Annotated in this window: 23 protein-coding genes; 2 read left to right on the plus strand and 21 right to left on the minus strand. The window is 41.1% G+C overall.

The genetic code is table 11. The annotated features are described in order from the left end of the window. Positions 1-9: 9 nt before the first annotated feature. The 17 genes from LNN34_RS18135 to degS all read right to left on the minus strand — a co-directional run bounded on the left by LNN34_RS18135 (position 10) and on the right by degS (position 13,581). Positions 10-1,506, minus strand: a complete 1,497-nt coding sequence (locus tag LNN34_RS18135) for a flagellar hook-associated protein 2 (protein ID WP_059292442.1) — start codon at positions 1,504-1,506, stop codon at positions 10-12. A gap of 17 nt (positions 1,507-1,523) precedes the next feature. Then, positions 1,524-1,853 (minus strand): flagellar protein FlaG, encoded by a 330-nt coding sequence (flaG, locus tag LNN34_RS18140; protein WP_044159446.1) that lies wholly within the window; start codon positions 1,851-1,853, stop codon positions 1,524-1,526. Positions 1,854-2,083: 230 nt separating this feature from the next. Beyond that, on the minus strand, positions 2,084-2,947 hold the full coding sequence (gene hag, locus LNN34_RS18145; RefSeq protein WP_024123018.1) for a flagellin Hag: 864 nt from the start codon (positions 2,945-2,947) through the stop codon (positions 2,084-2,086). A 146-nt stretch (positions 2,948-3,093) separates the two neighbouring features. Continuing rightward, complete coding sequence (csrA, locus tag LNN34_RS18150) at positions 3,094-3,318, minus strand: carbon storage regulator CsrA (RefSeq protein WP_010332059.1); 225 nt, start codon at positions 3,316-3,318, stop codon at positions 3,094-3,096. After that, on the minus strand, positions 3,312-3,743 hold the full coding sequence (gene fliW, locus LNN34_RS18155; protein WP_024123020.1) for a flagellar assembly protein FliW: 432 nt from the start codon (positions 3,741-3,743) through the stop codon (positions 3,312-3,314). Before fliW ends, csrA begins: the two co-directional genes overlap by 7 nt. Positions 3,744-3,763: 20 nt before the next feature. Beyond that, on the minus strand, positions 3,764-4,339 hold the full coding sequence (locus tag LNN34_RS18160; RefSeq protein WP_229044081.1) for a DUF6470 family protein: 576 nt from the start codon (positions 4,337-4,339) through the stop codon (positions 3,764-3,766). Between the two features lie 46 nt (positions 4,340-4,385). Continuing rightward, positions 4,386-5,282, minus strand: coding sequence for a flagellar hook-associated protein FlgL (gene flgL, locus LNN34_RS18165; protein ID WP_106295418.1), 897 nt, complete (start codon positions 5,280-5,282; stop codon positions 4,386-4,388). Between the two features lie 9 nt (positions 5,283-5,291). Further along, positions 5,292-6,815 carry a flagellar hook-associated protein FlgK gene (gene flgK, locus LNN34_RS18170; protein WP_229044083.1) on the minus strand — a complete coding sequence of 508 codons (1,524 nt, stop codon included), beginning with the start codon at positions 6,813-6,815 and terminating at the stop codon, positions 5,292-5,294. Between the two features lie 18 nt (positions 6,816-6,833). After that, complete coding sequence (flgN, locus tag LNN34_RS18175) at positions 6,834-7,316, minus strand: flagellar protein FlgN (protein WP_010332064.1); 483 nt, start codon at positions 7,314-7,316, stop codon at positions 6,834-6,836. Between the two features lie 14 nt (positions 7,317-7,330). Further along, on the minus strand, positions 7,331-7,597 hold the full coding sequence (flgM, locus tag LNN34_RS18180) for a flagellar biosynthesis anti-sigma factor FlgM (RefSeq protein WP_044159458.1): 267 nt from the start codon (positions 7,595-7,597) through the stop codon (positions 7,331-7,333). Positions 7,598-7,676: 79 nt separating this feature from the next. After that, entirely contained in the window at positions 7,677-8,096 is a 420-nt protein-coding gene (locus tag LNN34_RS18185) for a TIGR03826 family flagellar region protein (protein WP_024123026.1), read from the minus strand. Positions 8,097-8,169: 73 nt separating this feature from the next. Beyond that, positions 8,170-8,892 (minus strand): double zinc ribbon domain-containing protein, encoded by a 723-nt coding sequence (locus LNN34_RS18190; RefSeq protein ID WP_229044084.1) that lies wholly within the window; start codon positions 8,890-8,892, stop codon positions 8,170-8,172. Further along, the gene (locus LNN34_RS18195) at positions 8,856-9,152 is read right to left on the minus strand and encodes a late competence development ComFB family protein (protein WP_229044086.1); all 297 of its coding nucleotides are present in this window, start codon (positions 9,150-9,152) and stop codon (positions 8,856-8,858) included. The genes LNN34_RS18190 and LNN34_RS18195 overlap by 37 nt, the downstream gene beginning before the upstream one ends. Before the next feature lie 56 nt (positions 9,153-9,208). Beyond that, entirely contained in the window at positions 9,209-10,603 is a 1,395-nt protein-coding gene (comFA, locus tag LNN34_RS18200; protein WP_229044088.1) for an ATP-dependent helicase ComFA, read from the minus strand. A gap of 106 nt (positions 10,604-10,709) precedes the next feature. Continuing rightward, positions 10,710-11,555, minus strand: coding sequence for a DegV family protein (locus LNN34_RS18205; RefSeq protein WP_044159470.1), 846 nt, complete (start codon positions 11,553-11,555; stop codon positions 10,710-10,712). Between the two features lie 96 nt (positions 11,556-11,651). Beyond that, entirely contained in the window at positions 11,652-12,341 is a 690-nt protein-coding gene (gene degU, locus LNN34_RS18210; protein ID WP_003219701.1) for a two-component system response regulator DegU, read from the minus strand. 82 nt (positions 12,342-12,423) lie between these two features. Further along, positions 12,424-13,581, minus strand: coding sequence for a two-component sensor histidine kinase DegS (degS, locus tag LNN34_RS18215; protein ID WP_024123030.1), 1,158 nt, complete (start codon positions 13,579-13,581; stop codon positions 12,424-12,426). 216 nt (positions 13,582-13,797) lie between these two features. Here degS and LNN34_RS18220 point away from each other — a divergent pair, with 216 nt between their 5' ends. Together LNN34_RS18220 and LNN34_RS18225 are read left to right on the plus strand one after the other, a co-directional pair. Then, a complete protein-coding gene (locus LNN34_RS18220; protein WP_044159478.1) occupies positions 13,798-14,451 on the plus strand; it encodes a YigZ family protein in 654 nt (217 codons plus the stop codon). Beyond that, the gene (locus LNN34_RS18225) at positions 14,451-15,629 is read left to right on the plus strand and encodes an LCP family protein (protein WP_229044091.1); all 1,179 of its coding nucleotides are present in this window, start codon (positions 14,451-14,453) and stop codon (positions 15,627-15,629) included. The genes LNN34_RS18220 and LNN34_RS18225 overlap by 1 nt, the downstream gene beginning before the upstream one ends. Positions 15,630-15,700: 71 nt before the next feature. Here LNN34_RS18225 and LNN34_RS18230 read toward each other — a convergent pair whose 3' ends face one another. The 4 genes from LNN34_RS18230 to tuaF form a co-directional block, all read right to left on the minus strand. Continuing rightward, positions 15,701-16,777, minus strand: coding sequence for a glycosyltransferase family 4 protein (locus LNN34_RS18230; RefSeq protein WP_044159481.1), 1,077 nt, complete (start codon positions 16,775-16,777; stop codon positions 15,701-15,703). 143 nt (positions 16,778-16,920) lie between these two features. Further along, positions 16,921-18,111: a teichuronic acid biosynthesis protein TuaH gene (gene tuaH / locus LNN34_RS18235; RefSeq protein WP_083510160.1), complete on the minus strand. Its 1,191-nt coding sequence runs from the start codon at positions 18,109-18,111 to the stop codon at positions 16,921-16,923. Positions 18,112-18,139: 28 nt separating this feature from the next. After that, entirely contained in the window at positions 18,140-18,898 is a 759-nt protein-coding gene (gene tuaG / locus LNN34_RS18240) for a teichuronic acid biosynthesis protein TuaG (protein WP_229044093.1), read from the minus strand. 23 nt (positions 18,899-18,921) lie between these two features. Continuing rightward, complete coding sequence (gene tuaF, locus LNN34_RS18245) at positions 18,922-19,602, minus strand: teichuronic acid biosynthesis protein TuaF (RefSeq protein WP_202657930.1); 681 nt, start codon at positions 19,600-19,602, stop codon at positions 18,922-18,924. Between the last annotated feature and the right edge of the window lie 16 nt (positions 19,603-19,618).

The following is a 19,618-nucleotide window of genomic DNA, read 5'->3' on the forward strand; positions in this document are numbered from 1 at the left end:
AAATTACATTTATTGTACAAGAAGCTGTGATAAATAGGACGCTTGTTCGTTCATTTTTTGAATCGCAGAATCCATTGCACTGAATTTTGTATAATAGCGGTTTTCTATGGTATTCAATCTGTCCTGCATTTTGGTGATATCAGTGCTGATCGTGTTCAAATTTTTACCGATTGAGTAGTCATTGGTTCCCATTGTCGAGTTGCCGGCTTTTGCTTCAATGCTTTTCACTGTACTTTTCAGTGTTTCACCGATGCGTTTCATAATTCCTTTATCACTATAAGCGCTGCTGTTCGTCCCGTTTGTAAATAAGGCAGCAACACTTTGTGGATCTTCTTGTATTTTTGCTTTCAGTTTGTCTTCATTAATCTCTAAATGTCCCCGCAATTGGTAAGCACTTGAGGTTGTGATGCCAAATTCAGTTAATTGATAGGCTTTCCCATCCGCATTTACTTGAGAATAAAAGTCGGTCCTCATTTGGTTTGTACCGGTGCTGATGCTGGAATCATTTCTCAGCAAACCGCTTTTTGCCTTCTTCTCCCAGAGTTCTACCTCTTTATCAGACATTGCTTCTTTTTGTTCACTCGTCAGCGGAGTATAGTCTCTGTATTTTTCTTCCTGAAGCTTTTCATTCAGGCTGTCAACCAATTCATTGTATTTATCTACAAACTCTTTAATTTGGTTATAAATCCCGTCAACATCAGTAGAAACAGATGTGGTAACAGGGCCTGTGGCTGCAGTTGTATTTTTGATCGAGTAGGTAACGCCATTAACCGTAAAGTTGTTTGTCAGCTTCTCCATTTCAAAGCCATTAATCGTGACCTTTGCATTTGTTCCTTCTTTGTAAGCAGTGAGCTTATTATCAGCGTCTAAAGAAAAACCAAGCTGACCGGACATAAAGTCGGATGTAGCAGAGTCTGCTGCCTGTATGCTGCCTCCTGCACCTGTTGCTTTAGAAGAAATCGCAATCGTTTCTACATACTCTGTACCATTCCATATTTTGTCTTTAAATGCTGATACTCCTAGATCTGAACTGTTAAGTTTAGAAATCACATTATCAATGGTATCGGCGCTCGTCACACTGATGTTCACTGTTTTTGCCGTTGTCTCACCAGGTGCTACAACGTTAAATGCCAAATTATAATCGCCTTGTGTGTATCCCGTATAATTATTTGCCTTATACGTTGCTGCAGTTGCCAAACTCGCTACTTCAACAGTAGAAGACGAATTTGGCGCACTTGCGTTTCCTGTAGCAGTTAACACAGACTCATTGGAGCTGGTCACAGCTTTGCTCTGATACGTGCTCGGATATGTCAACGTATTTTTAGACATATAATCTTGTAATTCTTTTATTTTTGAGTTGACTTCACGATAGCTGTCACGCTGCCATTCAAGCGTCTGCTTTTTTTGTGTCAGCTTATCCAGCGGCGCTCTTTCTGTCTGCATCAGCTTTGATACGATATCATCTATATCCATTCCTGACGCAAGACCTGTTATTCTCGTGACCATTTCAAACCACTCCTCATCTACTTTTTTTCATCTACAAATAACCCAAGAAATTCAGTCATGGCCGCATAAAAATCAAGCCACCGTTTCGGCGGAATTTCGCGGATGACTTCATTTGTAGAGTCCTCTATTACTTTTACATAGTATTCATTTAACTTCTCATGGAGCTCAAACTTCAGGTGAACTTGCGAAGGTTCCAAAAGCTTGTTCATTTCCCCTACCATTTCAGCAAGATTGGTATATGAAACTTGATGAACAGGAACCTCACTCTCATGATCTTTCTTATTATGTATTTGAGTATCATAACGATCCCAAACAGGTTGTAACGTAGTGAGTCTTTCAATGTTCAATTGATCATCCCCTATGTCCCAATCTATCGTTTATATCGACTAAGTCGAGATAAGATTACACATATTTTTGGAAAAAAACTCATCTGTTTTAGAATTCTTGTTTGGAAATACATTTATAAGATAGTGGAGAATTCGATTATTATATCACGGGTTATAGACAGCAAGGGGGAAAGATTTGGAGTTACGGATATAAAAAAAGACCCCGGCAAACGCCAAGGTCTTTTTCAAAATTAACGTAACAATTGAAGTACGTTTTGAGGCTGTTGGTTCGCTTGAGCAAGCATCGCTTGAGAAGCTTGAGAAAGAATGTTGTTCTTTGTGAACTCGCTCATTTCTTTCGCCATGTCAACGTCACGGATACGAGACTCAGCAGCTGTCAGGTTTTCACCAGAAGCGCTTAAGTTGTTGATTGTGTGCTCAAGACGGTTTTGTACCGCACCAAGTTTAGAACGTTGGTTAGAAACTTGAGTGATTGCTTCATCAATTCCGGAAAGTTGATCATCGAATGATGAAGTATCAAACTTTGTTACATCGATATCACTGATTTTTACAGTTGTTCCAAGGTCAGCCGCTTTCATGCTGTCAATATTTACTGTTAATTGCTGTCCTTTATTTGCACCAATTTGGAATGTAAGGTCTGCTGTACCGCTAGCAAAAGAACCATCTAATAGGTTTTTACCGTTGAATTGTGTACGGTCTGCAATCCCGTTCGCATCAGTTCCACCGCCAATTTCTTCTTTTAGAGCGGAGATTTCGTCTTGGATAGATTTAAGATCATCTGGTTGTTGTGTTCCAGTGTTTCCTGCTTGAACAGTAAGTTCACGCATACGTTGAAGGATTGCATGAGTTTCAGTCAATGCACCCTCAGCTGTTTGGATAAGAGAGATTCCGTCTTGAGAGTTTTTAGAAGCCATTTCAAGACCTCTGATTTGTCCTCTCATTTTTTCAGAGATCGCAAGACCTGCTGCGTCATCTCCCGCACGGTTGATACGAAGACCTGAAGAAAGCTTCTCCATGTTCTTTTGTGCTGCACCGTTGTTTGAGCCTAAACGGTTTAATGTGTTAAGTGCTGCGATATTGTGGTTAATTCTCATTGTTTTGTTCCTCCCTGAATATGTTGTTAAGGCACGTCCTTGTGCCTTGTTTTTTTGTAACTGGCGGAGTGTTTGCGTCTCCTCCCGGCTACATCATTAATATCGGATTGTCTCTGATTTTGTTAATACAAAAATAAAAAAAATCCTCACTTTTTTTGTGAGGATAATGCGGAGATCACATCGCTGGATAACGCTGCCGCACGGTTATTTTCTTCCTGAATGGTCAAGTAAATTTCTTTCCTGTGAATATCAATATGCTTTGGGGCTTCAATTCCAATTTTCACTTGGTCACCCTCAACCGCAATCACTTTTACTTCAATATCAGCACCTATTTGAATCGCTTCGTTTATTTTCCGCGATAAAACTAGCATGATTCTCCTCCAATCGGATGCTTTGTCGTATATGGGGAGTCGTGTAAAACGACTTGCTTAGCCAGCATGTTCTTGCGATTCACAATAATAGGAGCCAATAAATTAGCAGTCGTTTTTTCGAATGGTTCTGCCATGGTCAATAATGTCATGACTTCTACGTCTTCAATATTATCGATATCCAAAAGTTCAGCAGTTGATTCATCAAGGTCAAATTCATAATTCTTAAAAAAGATAAACGGACTTACAACGATGAACGCAAGATTCTCTGAAGTGACGGACTGCAGCGCCACGAATGGAGAGTCTTCTGAAAGCGGAAGAATGACGAACTGTTTTTCTTCTAAAAAGCCCGGAATCCCGTTTTCAAAAAGAATGATTTGTTCTTCTTTTACGTTCATTTGGCCATGGTATTTAGTATGAATGATCATTGTTCACGATCCTTTTCTTTTTACTTTTCGAGTGATTCTTTTAGGTTTTCTACCTCTATATTTAAATCAGGGTATTGGAGCATGTCAACCTTAACATTTCCCGGCGTATATTCAACAATTGGTTTACGCGGTTCAGCCTGAATAACAGGCTTTCGCGGCGTAATCTGAATATCAAGCTGTGATGGGGTATATTGTATTTTCACCCTTGAAAGAGAAGGAGCATAATGTTCTCCTAATTGAATTTGGTGCATCTCAGAGTTCCTCTTTGCTTGTGAAGCGATTGGGTTCCCCTTATTTTCAATTCTCATAAGCTCGTCGCCTTCTTCTGCAGTACGGGCTATGCCTTCCATTACATCCTCATGCCCTTGCTGGGCAGCTTCTTCGATTCTTTTGAATACATGCTTTCTGTCTAATTCTTCCCATGCTTGCGTCTGGTCAATCGTAAGTTTTCCAGGTGTCACCGATATTTCCATTTCCGCGCTTGGCTGTTCAATCTCCAGGTCGGCTTGCGGCTGCTCCATTTTTAAGCTGGCGGGCGTCGTTGTTAAACCAATTTTCCCTTGAACACTATGCATAATCAATCTGGGAATTTGCATCACTCTACCTCCTAAACTATAAAAAAAGCGAACTCCTGAGAGCCGCTTACTTTAAAAAGTCGATCAATGTAGGCTGAACAATTTGCGCATTTACAGCTAAGGTAGCTCTATGTACACTTTGCTGGGCAATAAATTCCGTTATGACTTCTTCCAGTTCTACATCTTCATTGTCAGACAATACTTTTGTAGCTGTTTCTTCTTGAGATGCAAGTCTTGTATTAATCAGTTCAAGACGGTTATATCTCGCTCCGAGATCAGATCGTTCTGCGCTCATACCGTCAGAAAATTGATCAATATCATCTAAAACGCTGTCCACATCGTCCAAAGAGCCTGAATTAAGTGCTGTCTCAAATGAATTAAGCATTTCAAACACATTTTGTCCGCTTCCAGAAGTACCGCCAAAAGCTGCCTTCGGATCTGAGTTTACCTTTAATGACATATTATCCGATATATTGACAATAACGTCAGCCGTATCAGAAATCGTATAAGTTCCGTCGCCGTTGTCTTTAACTGGAGGTGTATCTGAATTAGTGCCATTGAAGATATATCTGCCGTTCACTTGTGTATTAGCAATATTTAAAAGCTGTTCTTTTAATTGTTTTACTTCTACACCAATAGCTTGCAATTCTGCTCCACCATTTGTGTCATTCTTAGCTTGAACAGCTAACTCTCTGACCTTTGACATAATGTCAATTCCTTCAGTAATGTTTGTTTCAGTGTTTTCAAGCCAGGTAAAAGCTTGAGAAGCATTACTTTGGTATTGTTGAACTTGAGATAATTGCGTATTATACTTTAAGCTTTTCATAGCTACTACAGGATCATCGGAAGCTTTTGAGATTTTTTTTCCGGAAGAAATCTGTGATTGAAGTTTATCCAGCTTTGAGTAGCTTGAACCGATATATCTCAATGAGTTTTGCTGAATCATCCCTTGTGTTACTCTCATTTGATCTACCTACCTTCCCCCGACACCCATGCCATTAATTACTTTATCAAGGATTTCGTCTTGTAACGTTACCATTCTTGCGGCAGCATTGTATGCGTGTTGGAATTGAATCATATTGGTCATTTCTTCATCTAAAGAAACAGCGCTCATTTGCTGACGGTTTATGTCTGCATCATTCAGCTGTGTTTCTGTATTAGATGCCAGCCGATTCGCCTCTTGAGCTTTGATCCCCAGCTCGCCAATCAGACCTGAAGAGTAATCTAGCACACTTGTCTTTTTACCATTAATGGTTATATCACCTGTTAACACATTCGCTAATTTTGTTGCATTTGAATTATCGTTGGCTGCACCAGTCAGTGAGAAAGCAATATTCGCGCCGCTTGAATCTGATATGCTGGCAGCTACTTTAATCTTGCCCGCCGCTCCTTTTGCCGGTTCAGTTTCACCACCGGTAAAATCAAAAAAGTCCCCGCCTTGTTCGCCGCTCTTGGTCAAACCATTTCGGTGCACCTCATTGAAAGCTTTCGCGAATTCAAGTGCCATATTATCGAGATCTGATAGCATGTCCGGATATGTGCCCTTTTCTTCGCCGCCTGCTGATACATACCCGTAAGACTCTATAAATCCTAAAAGAGATCCCTTACTGCTGAATGACTCAGCCTGTAGAGCAGTGTTTCCGATTGAAATACTTGATACTAAACCAGTTTCATTATCATAGTTGGCTGCAAGTTCTGAAACCTCGTAATTTTCACCGTCCAAAACAGTTCCCAGTGACTGTTTATTTTTATCAAGGATTTCAATTGATACGGTTCCTTCAGCAGAAGCAAGTGCATTACCGCCTGATTTGTTATAGCTGACTTTAATATCAACCATTGAGGATAATTTATCGATCAGCAAATCTCGCTGATCATATAAACCATTTGGCAGAAGCCCGACCGGCTCAACTTGAGCTATTTGCTTATTTAAACTGTTTAATTGGGAAAGCACCGAATTGACATCCAACACCGTAGTATCTAGCTCTGCTTTTAAGTTCGATTGAACATTTGTAAGTGATTCGGAAAGATAATTAAACGTTTCTGCTAGAGCTTTTCCTTTTTCAGCGACAACAGAACGCGCACTGTCTTCGTTTGTATTATTCGATAATTCCTGAAGGGAATTCCAAAACGAATTGAGTACACTGTTTAAGCCGCTGCCGTCCGTCTCATTTAAGATGCCTTCCATTTGGGAGAGAGCTTTGGCCTTCGTGTCGTAGTATCCGGCACTATTGTTTTGAAGACGGTATTGGTAGTCAAGAAAGATATCTCTTATTCTCTCAACTGACTTCCCTTGAACGCCCGTTCCCATTTGCCCCGCGGTTTTTTCTGCGTTTTTTGATACAGCAGGGAAGTAGTCAGTTGCCTCCAACGAGACTCGCTGTCTTGTATAACCGTCAGTGTTGGCATTTGCCACGTTATTTGCAGTCGTGCTTAACGCTGCCTGCTGGGCGCTTAACGCCCGCCTTGCAGTTTCAAGCCCCATAAAGGTAGATGTCATATTCTGAATTCCTTTCCGCTAAGCTTTTGAATCGAACAGTTTCAGCCGGCTGCTCTTCGGAAGCTCAGCTTTAATCTGTTTGCTGTAATTAAAGTTATTATCCTTAGGAACCAGCATATCGTACGAAATAGAGATGAATTGCAGCGCGTCTCTTGTCAGCTGTCTATTCAGCTTATTCACTTCTTTTAAACGCCCGAGAACTTTAGTAAGAGATTCGAACAAAAGTTCAAGCTCTTCCTTTTCACTGCCTGAAGTTTTGGCGATACAAGCAGAAATAGTGTTATTTTCGCTGTATCCAAGAAAAGCGGAAGCCGCTTTAATCCGGTCATCTTCGGTCTGTTCGATTGCTTGAATATATTTTTGTTCTTTTGTCAAAATGTTAGAAAGCTCTTTTGTTTTGCCGGCTTTGAGCGCTTCCGTTTTTTCCTCAGACAGCGTGAGCAAATGCTCATGCAGAACGCAAAGTCGCTTCAATTGTTCAATAATTGGCTTTGCTGACATGGCTTTCTCCTTTTTTACTGCTTTTTATAAAAATTAATTATATTTTTTGCAATATGATTTGCGTCTATTTTGTATGACCCGTTTTCAATTTGCGCTTTTAGCTGCGCGATTTTTTCCTGGCGTGAACCAGTGACTGCGTCGGATGCATTTTGCAGCTCTTTAGCCTGCGATGAAATTTCGATTTTATCTTTAGGCTGTGCAGCATTTTTTTGTACTGATTGCTTTTCGTAATTTTTTTGGTATGGATTAACGGATTGTGTTCCAAATTGATTGATTTTCATAGGATTCCTCTCGCTTTCCGTTGCAGTCTTTAAACAATCTAACCCTTTTATCGACTGCGTTTTCAGTTAGTTTAGGGAATCAGCTGTTTTTGGTATTATAGGCATAGTATGTGTCTTTTTTACTATTTTCCCGTTCTGTTTTCAATGCGGATTCTTGGTTCAGATGATCTATTTGATCCTTTATATCGGACTGGCAAGCCTTGCAGAACTTGCCTTCCCTAATCGATGTCCCGCACCTTTCACAAGGGTATGCCAAGTTCGGCAGATGAGTGATTTGGATTCGCTTTTGCCTGATGAATTTTAAAATCAGCTCTTCCTCCACACCTGTTTCCTCAGTTATGCGGCTCAGTGTTGATTGCCTGTTTTCCTGTTTCCTTAAAAATTTATATACAGTCTCAAATGATTTTTCTTCTTCCTTAATACACGCCTGACACACGGTTTGCAGCTTTGTTTTTAAAAATAAAGCATTGCATTTCGGACAATTCGCCAGTTCACCCATCATGTTTACTCCTTATTCATTAATATGCCTGCAGTAATTTCTAGACATTATATCGGCACAAAAATTGAATCATTTAGCTTCTCACTAAGGTAAAAGATGACACTGAACCAGCTTTGCCTTTCTCCAATAAACAGCGGGCAGCATAGTGCAAAGTGGCGCCCGTAGTATAAAGATCGTCGATTAAAACAATATCCATACCCTCAACCGAGCTGTTTTTTGTTTCAAAAACATGCTCTGAAAGCAGGCGCTCCGGTTTCTTTTTCTTAGACTGCTTTTCATTATTCAGGCGGATGAGAGGATTGATGATGGGCCGGTTTAAGCATTCAGCAAGCATTTGTGACTGGTTAAAACCGCGTTCTGCTTTCCGTTCTTCGCTTAACGGAATGGGAACGAGCACAAGGCGTTTATCTGGATAGACAGCAGAGAATTCTGAGGAAAAGTCATTTTTAAAAGCGCTTATTATTGCTGCATCTCCCCTGAATTTCATTCGGGCGAGCGTTTCTTTCATCATGTCATTATATAAGTAAACAGAACGGTTTTGACTGAGCCTTAAGCCGTCATCTATTCTTGATTTCCATGCCTCGCAATCCGCGCACACTTCATGAGCGGTTTGAGGCCTGCCGCAAAGCGGACAGATGGCCCCTTTGATGATCTGTAATTTGTTTCTGCAGGACTGACAGACCCTGTCGTCAGGTTTTAATAAGAATAGTGAGCACCATGAAACAGCTTGAGAAAATTTTGAATCACATAATAGACAGATCAGTTTTTTAGAGCCTCCTCCTGTCTCTTTTCGCATTGATCACTCGGATTCTCCGATACCACAGCAGCTGATTCAGCCAAAATCACAAGCATAGCCGTGTTTTTCTGTTTATCTACCAGCTCAGCTTTCGTATATGCAATCTTTTTTAAATCAGTGACGTAAGCTGGTCTTACTTGGTTTAAAGAAAGTGCAAGTACATCATTTTTGCATACTTGGCAAGTGCAGGTCATATGAAGCTGATCCATATATCGGTCAAGAAGTTCTTGCATCATGATTTCTTTTGAATTGACAAGCATTTTTACAGCTCCTCATTAGTTATATGAGTATACTGTATCATGTTTTTAAATATTAACTAGTCTATCAATTTATTTTTTAGAGCCAATTCATTCATTATTTTTATATGCTTTCTTGCCTCTATCATACTCTTTGTTTTTCCGAAGTGAAAATAAATGACATCGCCGTCTGCATGTTCTTTATGCCGTCCTGTCCTTCCCGCGATTTGCACAAGCGCGCTTTCCGTAAAGATGGGCGATTCTGCCCCTAAGATGCCTGCTTGGACCATAGGAACTGTGACACCTCTTTCCAATATTGTTGTTGTGATTAACAGATCAAACTGACCGTCTCGAAATTGCTGCACTTTTTCTTTTCTGAGCTTATCTTCCGCATGTACAGCCGCTGTTCGATAATTCATATCTTTAAAACAAGAAGCAGCCTTTTCCAAAACAGAAATGGAAGGAACAAATAAAAAAACGGGCCTTCCTTCTTTCACATGCTGTTCTATCCATCTTTTTACCGCATTTGGGATTTTGTTTCGGGTTAATTTCTTTTTCCAGTTTCCGCACCACTGAAAACGCGGTTCAGGCAATGGTTTCCGATGGTATCTGGCCGGTATGCGAACGGATTTTAACTCACCTTTATATGTTTTTCTTTTTAATTCTTTAGGAGGTGTTGCGCTTAGAAAAACAAGAGTGCTGTTTTTCTTTCTCGCTTTTTGAACAGCGAATTGAAGAGTATGATCAGCGGAATATGGAAAAGCATCCACTTCATCAATGATCATGACGTCGAATGCGTCTTTATAGCGCAAAAGCTGATGGGTTGTGGAAATCATAAGCGGAGATAAACGCCCTTTGTCATCACTTCCTCCGTATAGAGCTGAAATATCAGCACCCTGAAATGCAGCATTCAGTCTCGGAGCAAGCTCTAATACAACATCGGTGCGCGGGGTTGCAATACAAACACGCAGTCTTAAATTTAATGCCAATTCTATACCCGGGAATAATAATTCAGTTTTACCTGCGCCGCAAACAGCCCAAATAAGGAGCTCTTCTTGCTTCGAAATTGCTTCAATTAAGACGTCAGCGGCCTTTTGCTGTCCGCTTGAAAGCTTTCCATCCCAAGTCAGTTTTATAGGCTTCCAGTTTGCCTCTGCCTCCTTGCACCAGGAATATAAAGAAACATCCTCACTCACTCTGCCCATCATGACACAAGAGCGGCAGTATACTTTATCTTCTCCTGATGAATGATACGAAGAAAAATACTGTTGATCATTTTGACCGCATCTATTGCATCTATATCCCCATTTATTTTTTGATATAGACCCCTCGGCAGATATATAACCATGCTCGATATGCCAATTAATGATCTCGTCAGAAAATGGGATTTCTGTTCTCAGCAGATGACGGCCCTGAAGCTGCTGCTGCAGTTCTTTAGAGAATAGGCTGTTCGATTCTGATGTCTTAGTCTGCATAGTACGGCCTCCTTGCGAGATATTATGCCGGAATGAAAATATTCTGTCTAACAGCTAAAAAAAGAATATAAAAAAATCTCCGTTTCTAAAACGGAGATTTCATCATTTATTTAAAACACCAGCAGACTCCTATTGCACCTTCACCAAGATGAGTGCCTATAACCGCACCAAAGTAACTGTTATAAAATTCAACATGCGGATATTTTGCAGAGAGCTCTTCAATAATACTCGATGCTTCTTCTTCTCGATTAGCGTGAATAACGGCAGCTTTCATCGGCATGCCCTTACTTGCGTCTTCATCTAAAAGCTCGTAAATCCGCGAAATTGCTTTTTTGCGTGTGCGGATCTTCTCAAAAGGCACAATTACCTTATTGTCAAAATGAAGAATAGGCTTTACCTTGAGAAGACTCCCAATAAAGGCTTGAGCACTGCTTAATCGTCCGCCTCGCTGAAGATGCGTTAAATCATCCACCATAAAATATGCCCGAACGGTTTTTTTCATTTCTTCCAGTTCTTTTATAATATCTTCCGGCGATGACACTCCATTTCTGATCAATTCAGCTGCTTTCAGAGCATAAAAACCTTGAGCCAGACAGCTGATTTCTGAGTCAAACGGGTATACTTCAATATTATCGACCATTGTATTCGCTGCAGCTGCACTGCTGAATGTCCCGCTAATTCCGCTAGAAAGATGAATACTGATCACCGCATCATATGTCTTGCCGAGCTCTTCATACAAAGCAACCAGCTCGCCGATCGCAGGCTGAGAAGTGGATGGAAGCTCTGTATGCTTTTTCACTTCTTGGTAAAAGCTTCTCCAGTCCATTTCTGTTTCTTCATGATATGTTTCATCCCCAAAAACAACCTGGAGAGGAATCATGTGTATATGATTTTGTTCACGCATTTCTTTGGGAATATATGCCGTACTATCTGTTACTACTGCAATATTCATAGCTTCGTTACCTGCCTTATCAATTTATGACTCTATTGTAAGGGAAACAGAAGCCTAAAAAAAGACCTGCCTCAAAAAGGCAAGTCCAATTTCATGCTATCTCATTTCTACCCAACCATTTTTAATGGCGACCACCACGGCTTGCGTCCGGTCGTTTACATTCATTTTTTGTAAGATATTGCTGACATGGTTTTTAACAGTTTTTTCACTGATAAACAATGATTCACCGATGCCGCGGTTGCTTTTTCCGTCTGCAAGCATTTGCAGCACTTCACATTCCCGTCTTGTTAAAATATGTAATGGTCTGCGAATCTCTGGATAGACCTCATGCTGAGGATGAGCAGAAACTCCGCTTGTTGCAAGACGTCGGAATTCGTTTACGAGGTTGTGAGTAACCTTCGGGTGAAGGTAAGAACCGCCCTCGGCAACTACTTTAACCGCTTCAATTAGTGTATCAGCATCCATCTCTTTCAGCAGATAACCTCTTGCACCTGTTTTCAGGGCATGTGTTACGTAATTCTCGTCATCGTGAATTGATAGAATAATTACTTTAGATTCAGGATACAGCTCTACAAGCTGCTTTGTAGCTTCCACGCCATTTACGTTCGGCATATTGATATCCATGATCACGACATCAGGATGATAGTGCTCAACGATACGAGCCGCTTCATCTCCGTCGTCCCCTTCCGCTACCACTTCAAAGGTAGGTTCAAAATCCAATATCCGCTTAACACCTTCACGAAATAACTGATGGTCGTCGATAATAACAATGTTTACTTTAGTCACAAGCCACGCCTCCTTGTATTATTGTTCTATATACTCTGGTATTCGGTCAATATGCCTTTTGGCTCTATTTTACAAATCATAGTCAAAGAGATAACGGAACCTTAATCATGATAAATGTCCCAAGACCTATTTTTGAATCTATTGTCATGGTTCCTTCCAATAAATCTACTCTTTCTTTCATTCCAAGCAAGCCGAATGATTTGTTTTTCTTCTCTTTCGCTTCCTTCAGGTCAAATCCTTTGCCGTTATCTTTTATCATTAAAATCACAAAATCCTTTGTAATCTCAACTTTGACTGTAATTTCTTCAGATCCAGAATGCTTTAACGCATTGGATACAGCTTCCTGTGCGAGTCTGAAGAGCGCAACTTCAAACTGAGGCGCGAGTCGTTTGTCCTCCGTATCGCCGATGCACTGAAAATGTATTTTCACCTTACCGTTATATTCTTCGGTTGTATATAGATATTTCCGCAAAGTTGGAATCAGGCCTAGGTCATCAAGGGCCATCGGTCTTAAATCATATATAATCCGTCTCACTTCGTAAAGAGCATTCCGCACATTTTGGCGGAGATTTTTGATTTCCTGGAATCCGTCTTCAGCGCCTCGGTCTCGGAAAATCCGTTCAATTAATTCCGATCTCATCATAACATTTGCCAGCATTTGTGCAGGACCGTCGTGAATTTCTCTCGAGACTCTTTTTCTCTCTTCTTCCTGCGCTTCAATAATTCTCAAGCCAAAATCCTGTTTTGCCTGCGCATCGGCAAGAAGCAGCCCAACCTCCCGAAGATCCTGATTCAGATAGTTCAGCACGACCGTAATCTGGCTCACTAGTGATTCTGAGCGTTCGATGATTTCCTGAAGGCCTAACAGTCTGCGTTCCAAATCGTCCCGGCGTTCGCGCAATTGCTTTTCACGCTGCTGGATCATTGTCAGTTCGACTTGCAGCTTATGGGCTTTTTCATAAGCATTGCGGATTTCTTCTTCACTGAATCTATGAAAATTGCGGCTGACCTCGGATAAACGGTTTCGCGCATGGCGGGTTTGCACTTCAAGTTTATCACCAAGCTCGATGACTTCATAAACCTGCTGTTTAATTTGTTTCAGTTCTTCGACCAGCTGTTCATACTGCTGGCGTGACTGCTCCCCGATTTGAAAAACCTCATCCTTGCTCCCGTCAACGGTTTTCAGCATCTTCATCAAAATAGAGTCCAGAACTTTGGAATCCATCTTTGTTTTATTCATAATTTCCCTCCGTCACGGTGTTGTCATATATTTTTATTATAAATGTAATTGATCTGCAAATTGTGTCGAATTATAATGAAAGAATGCGTATATTCTAGAAAAAAACAATTTTATGTACCTTCTTACTCTTTATGATAACAAAATACGCACAAAAATTCTAAAGACTGTACGAATTTGTATAGGCGGTCTTTTATGCTTAGCAGGGGGTCAGCAAGCATGCTGCACAGCTATTTTACTGTGAAAGAAGCAGGAGAACACGAGATTGTTATAGAAAAATCGCGTTTTATCTGTCATTTAAGCCGTGTTTCTACCGAACAAGAAGCACAGGAATTTATACAGAAAATAAAGAAACAGCACTGGAACGCAACTCATAATTGCTCAGCTTACGTAATTGGCGAAAACGATCATATCCAAAAAGCCAATGATGACGGAGAACCGAGCGGCACCGCAGGAGTACCTATGCTCGAGGTGCTAAAAAAACGCGGACTTAAGGATACTTGTGCTGTCGTTACGCGTTACTTCGGCGGCATAAAGCTGGGAGCAGGCGGTTTAATCCGCGCTTATGGGAAGTCAGTGTCTGAAGGATTAAACCATATAGGTGTTGTAGAACGGAAGCTTATGAGGGTTATGCATACTTCCGCAGATTATACTTGGCTTGGCAAGATTGAAAATGAATTAAGGGAATCACCTTTTCTATTAAAAGAAATTCATTATGCAGAAAACGTAGAATTCGAAGCATATGTAGAAGAAAAAGAAACACAATCGTTTTCTGAGTGGATGACAGAGTTAACAAATGGAAAAAGTGATATTACAGAGGGAGAGTTGACGTATCTTGAAAAAGCCGTCAATCACATAAAGGAGACTGAATAATGGCTGAACGCGTTAGAGTGCGTGTGCGCAAAAAGAAAAAGAGCAAACGCAGAAAAATTTTAAAAAGGATTATGTTGTTGTTCGTCCTTGCATTATTGGTAGTTGTAGGTCTCGGAGGGTATAAACTATATAAAACCATTAACGCTGCGGATGATTCATACGATGCGCTTTCCCGCGGAGATAAATCAAATCTTCGCAGTAAAGTTGTAGATATGAAGAAAAAACCATTTTCTATTTTATTTATGGGAATTGAAGATTACGCGACAAAAGGACAAAAAGGGAGATCTGACTCTCTTATTGTAGTTACCCTTGATCCGAAAAATAAAACCATGAAAATGCTGAGCATTCCGCGCGATACACGTGTGCAATTAGCAAGTGACACAACCGGCAGCAAAACAAAGATCAATTCCGCTTACAGCAAAGGCGGAAAAGATGAGACTGTTGAAACTGTTGAAAACTTCTTGCAAATCCCAATCGATAAATATGTAACAGTCGATTTCGACGGATTTAAAGATGTTATTAATGAGGTTGGCGGTATTGATGTAGATGTACCTTTCGACTTTGATGAAAAAAGTGATGTGGACGAAAGCAAACGGATTTATTTCAAAAAAGGCGAGATGCATTTAAATGGTGAAGAAGCTCTGGCGTATGCCCGCATGAGAAAACAGGATAAACGCGGAGATTTCGGCCGTAACGACAGACAGAAACAAATTTTAAACGCGTTGATCGATCGGATGTCCAACATAAGCAATATTGCAAAAATTGATAAAATCGCAGAAACAGCCAGTGAAAACGTTGAAACCAATATTCGTATTACTGAAGGCTTAGCCTTACAGCAAATTTACAGCGGCTTTACCAGCAAGAAAATTGATACACTATCAATTACTGGTTCTGATTTGTATTTAGGGCCTAAATTAACATATTATTTTGAACCGGATGCTGCGAATCTGGAAAACGTCAGAAAAACGCTTCAAGAGCATTTAGATTATGATCCTGATACGAGCAGTTCAAGCACTGACAGCTCCAGTACCAATAGCTCAACATCAGACAGCACTGGCAGTTCAAGCACTGACGGAAGCACTGCAACAGACGGCACTACGAGCAGAAGCGGCTACACAAATGACAGCAGCACAAGCTCAAATGGCACAACAAATTCAACAACTGACTCATCATATTGAAAAAAAGCCCGATCCTTTAACGGATCGGGCTCTTTTACGCAGAAAAAACACCGGCTCATAGAACCGGTGTTTTAATTTCTTTTCACAAGACGTTTATAGAATTTTGTAAATGGCTTAAAGCGTTCATTCACAAGTCCCGTTACTTCTGCTATTATTTGCATAAATATGATTAAGATAAAGATAATAAACAGGGAAAGCCAAATTGTAGCGCTTTTCAGCACGATTGCACTGATGCTGAAAATAAATCCAATCAGGTAGATGACAATGACCGACATCCGATGTGAAAGGCCAAAGGCCATCAGCCTATGGTGGATATGTGATTTATCGGGCGCCGAAATCGGCTGTTTGTTTAGTATCCGTCTTATGATTGCAAATGTTGTGTCAAAAATCGGCACGCCTAATATAATAATCGGAATGACAATACTGAACAATGTTACGCTTTTATACAGCCCTAACAATGAGAGAATGGAAATGACATACCCTAAAAACAGTGATCCCGTATCCCCCATAAAGATTTTTGCCGGATGAAAATTGTAGAACAAAAATCCGAGCGTACTTGCGATAACAACTAATGAAAGTGACAGAATGAGTACTTTTCCGCCAGATAGCGCCATAACTGCAATCGTGGACAGGCCGATAACAGAAAGACCTGCTGCAAGGCCATCCAATCCGTCAATCAGGTTCATCGCGTTTGTGATGCCGACAATCCATAATACAGTCAGCGGATATGCCAGCCAGCCCAATTCAAATCGTTCAGCTAAAAAAGGTACTGAGAAAAAGTCCATTTTTAAGCCCGTGCTTACAATCATAATAGCTACGGCTAATTGAATGATAAATTTAACTTTTGCGCTTAATTGATATTTATCGTCAAGAATTCCCAACACAATAATGATAAATGCACCGACTGTGATAGCCGTCATTCTTGTTTCTGTGTATATACCGGATACAAGCACGCCTGTAACCACCCCGATAAATATGGCCAGCCCGCCCATTCGGGGCATGATTTTATCATGTACTTTTCGATTGCCGGGCTGATCAACTGCACCTATTTTAATCGCAATCCTTTTTACGATTGGGGTTATGATTAAAACCGTTAGCAGCGAGACAATAAACGCAACAACAATGCGAATCATGCGTTCGTCAAGCATAAAGAAGTCTCCTTTGGAATTATATGAAGTCTTTATTTATATAGAGAACCGTTCCTTCCATTATACCTTCTCCTTAGTTATTATAACAAGCTTCATCAAAAAGAAACACGTATAATCAAAAAACGCGCATCCCAATTAAAGGACTACGCATGTTTTTGAATCCCTGTATATTTCATGATTTGTTTGAATAAAACATTCCAATCTTGTGTGCGGGCAATGTTTCGCCGCATCTCTTTGTATGTCTCGTCTCCGTCTTTTTCAAGCACTTTCTCGCACGCAGTTATAAAATCATTATGGTCATTGCCTTCCATATATTCGTAAATATACGGCTTTTGCATTTTAGAAGTTGACGGAAGGTTAGAGCCGACGACCGGCTTTCCTGCTGCTAAAAATTCAAATAGCTTAAGCGGGAAAACCGCTTGGTTATAGGACGACTTTTTATAAGGCATAATACCGACATCAATCAGTTCCATAAAGTGCGGAACTTCTTTCGGATCTGCCGGCCCCGTCCATATCACATTGGAAAGCTTCAGAAGCTCCTGAAACGCTGTGTCACCATTGGTGGCGTCCGGGCCGACCCATAAAAATGTCCAATCGGGTTTTCTCAGAGCCGCTTCTTCAATCAATTTAAAATCCAGCTTTGGTTTAATCCCGCCGATAAATCCCAGTACTGCCCCTTCTCTTCCCTGCAAGATGCTTCGATCGGGAACCGCTTTATGTTCAGAAAACAGGTCATATTCAACACCGTTTTCAACGGTATGAACCTTTTCTTGTCCCGCTGTCAGCTTTTTGTCAACTTCATTGTGCAGGTACTCTGATGAACAAGTAATGGAATCGGCACGCTCGATAATTCGCAGCTCCGCTGTTTTGATGACTTTCCGCCTGAACTCGGAAAGCATATTGGAACGTCCGCTGATCGGCGCCGCCCACAAGTCACTGCAATCATAAATCACCTGATCCCAAGGATACAGTGAAGACAGCAGCGGGAATCCGGGAAACGTGTACCATAAGCAGCAGCGTTCACCTCTGGCTGAAGCGGATTTCAGCTCTTCTAATAAAGGTGAGAGCTTATACTTATAAAACACATCGGTATAGCGTCCGAAGCGAAACATTTTCTTTTGCAGCAAGTCCTTTACGGCAAACTGCCGGATGCCGGATTGAACTTGCTGAAATTCCATCCTTTGGGTGCGCGGAGCCGGGCAGACCCAGATGACTTCCTTTGTTTCTTCCTGAGCAGCTAAAAATTCAGCCAATCGATGCCGTCTGTACCTCAATTGATCTTTTCCCCATTCAGCAGTAGCCACGATGACGTGAATCATTGCTTTTGTTTCCACCTTCATCACCTTTTCTCTCTGTTTGCGGTTATAGTCTTTTTTTCACCGCGTTTTTCGCATATTGAACAAAACACCATGTCGCTTTCATTAAATGGAGCCGTTCGATCTCTCTGTAGACAAACCATGTTTTTTTTGCAGCCTTCCATTTGTTGCTTGAAATCGAATTATTGACAAGCCGGTATTCAGCTAAACACTCATTCATTCCGTAAGCTGTAAAACCCTTTTTTAAAAGAGACAGCCATGTTGCCAAGTCTTGCCTCGTTCTAATATTCGGCATTTGGATCTGTCCCGTCTGTTCCCTGTCAATCATCACCGTTAGACAGCCGATAATGGTATTTTTAAGAGCATCATCATATGTCAGGCTTTCGGGAGCATGAATGAATTTATCCATCGGCACCCCGTCCTGCGACATTAAACTGTAGCCTGTAAAGGAAAACGCACAGGACCGCTCCATCATAAAATTAAGCTGCTTTTTCAGTTTGTCTTTTTTCCATTTGTCATCACTGTCCAAAAAGGCCACATAGCGTCCTTGGGCATGTTCCAGCGCTTTATTTCTTGCTATCGCGGCTCCGCTGTTCTCTTCTAGAAAGATCACATGAATTCTTTCATCTATCTTCTCATACTGCTTTAAAATGTCGCGTGTGCCATCCGTTGAGCAATCGTCCACGATAATCATTTCCCAATGAGGGTAGCTCTGATCTAATACTGAATGAATCGTGTCTTCAATATAGTCACGCGCATTATAAGAAGGTGTAATGACAGATACGAGAGGTTTCCAGTTGGTCATGATCACATCTCCATCGTATGATTTTAAAAGGACTCTCTGAAAAATTCAGGAATGACAACGAACATAAAGGCAATCGTTATGCCGATCAGAACACCCAGAACCGCTTTCTTTTTCGGGGACATTCCTCCGCCTGATGCCTCACTTACGGTTTCAGAATCAACGGCACTGGCCGCTTTCAGATTAAGCTGTGTGTTTTTCAGCTCATACAAAAACCTTTCTTTATCCACCTTGGAGTCCTCGCTCACTGTTTCACCTTCCAGCGCGTCTATGCTGCGGCGGATAACGGCTTCTCTTTCCTCAAACAGCTTTTGGTCGTTTTTGAGAAAGGTGGAGGAAACAGCGTTTAACACCGATTCGGTTCTTTCCTGATCCTGGTCGGCATAGCTCAAAGACAGTAAAGACTTAGACTCCGATTTCACGGTGAGCTTCTCTTTGATCTCTGCAAGATCTTCATCTTTTTCGTCAGGAAGCGCCTCCTTCAAAAAAGCATCACTCCTCAGCATGAGCGGAATCTCTTCTGTACTGTTATAAACCGGATGATCATAGCTCCCCACAGCTAAAGTAACCTCAGCTGTGTAACTCTTTTTATCCGCGATTTGGGACGGCAGTATATACCCCGCCGCACCTAAAATAAGCGGCACTAATATAATCCAGATGATATTTTTCTTTATGCGCCGGGCTAATCTTATCACTATATCCTTCATATAAGTCTCCCTGCTT

It is taken from the genome of Bacillus sp. AF23, assembly GCF_020861455.1.
Taxonomy (GTDB): Bacteria; Bacillota; Bacilli; order Bacillales; family Bacillaceae; genus Bacillus; species Bacillus halotolerans.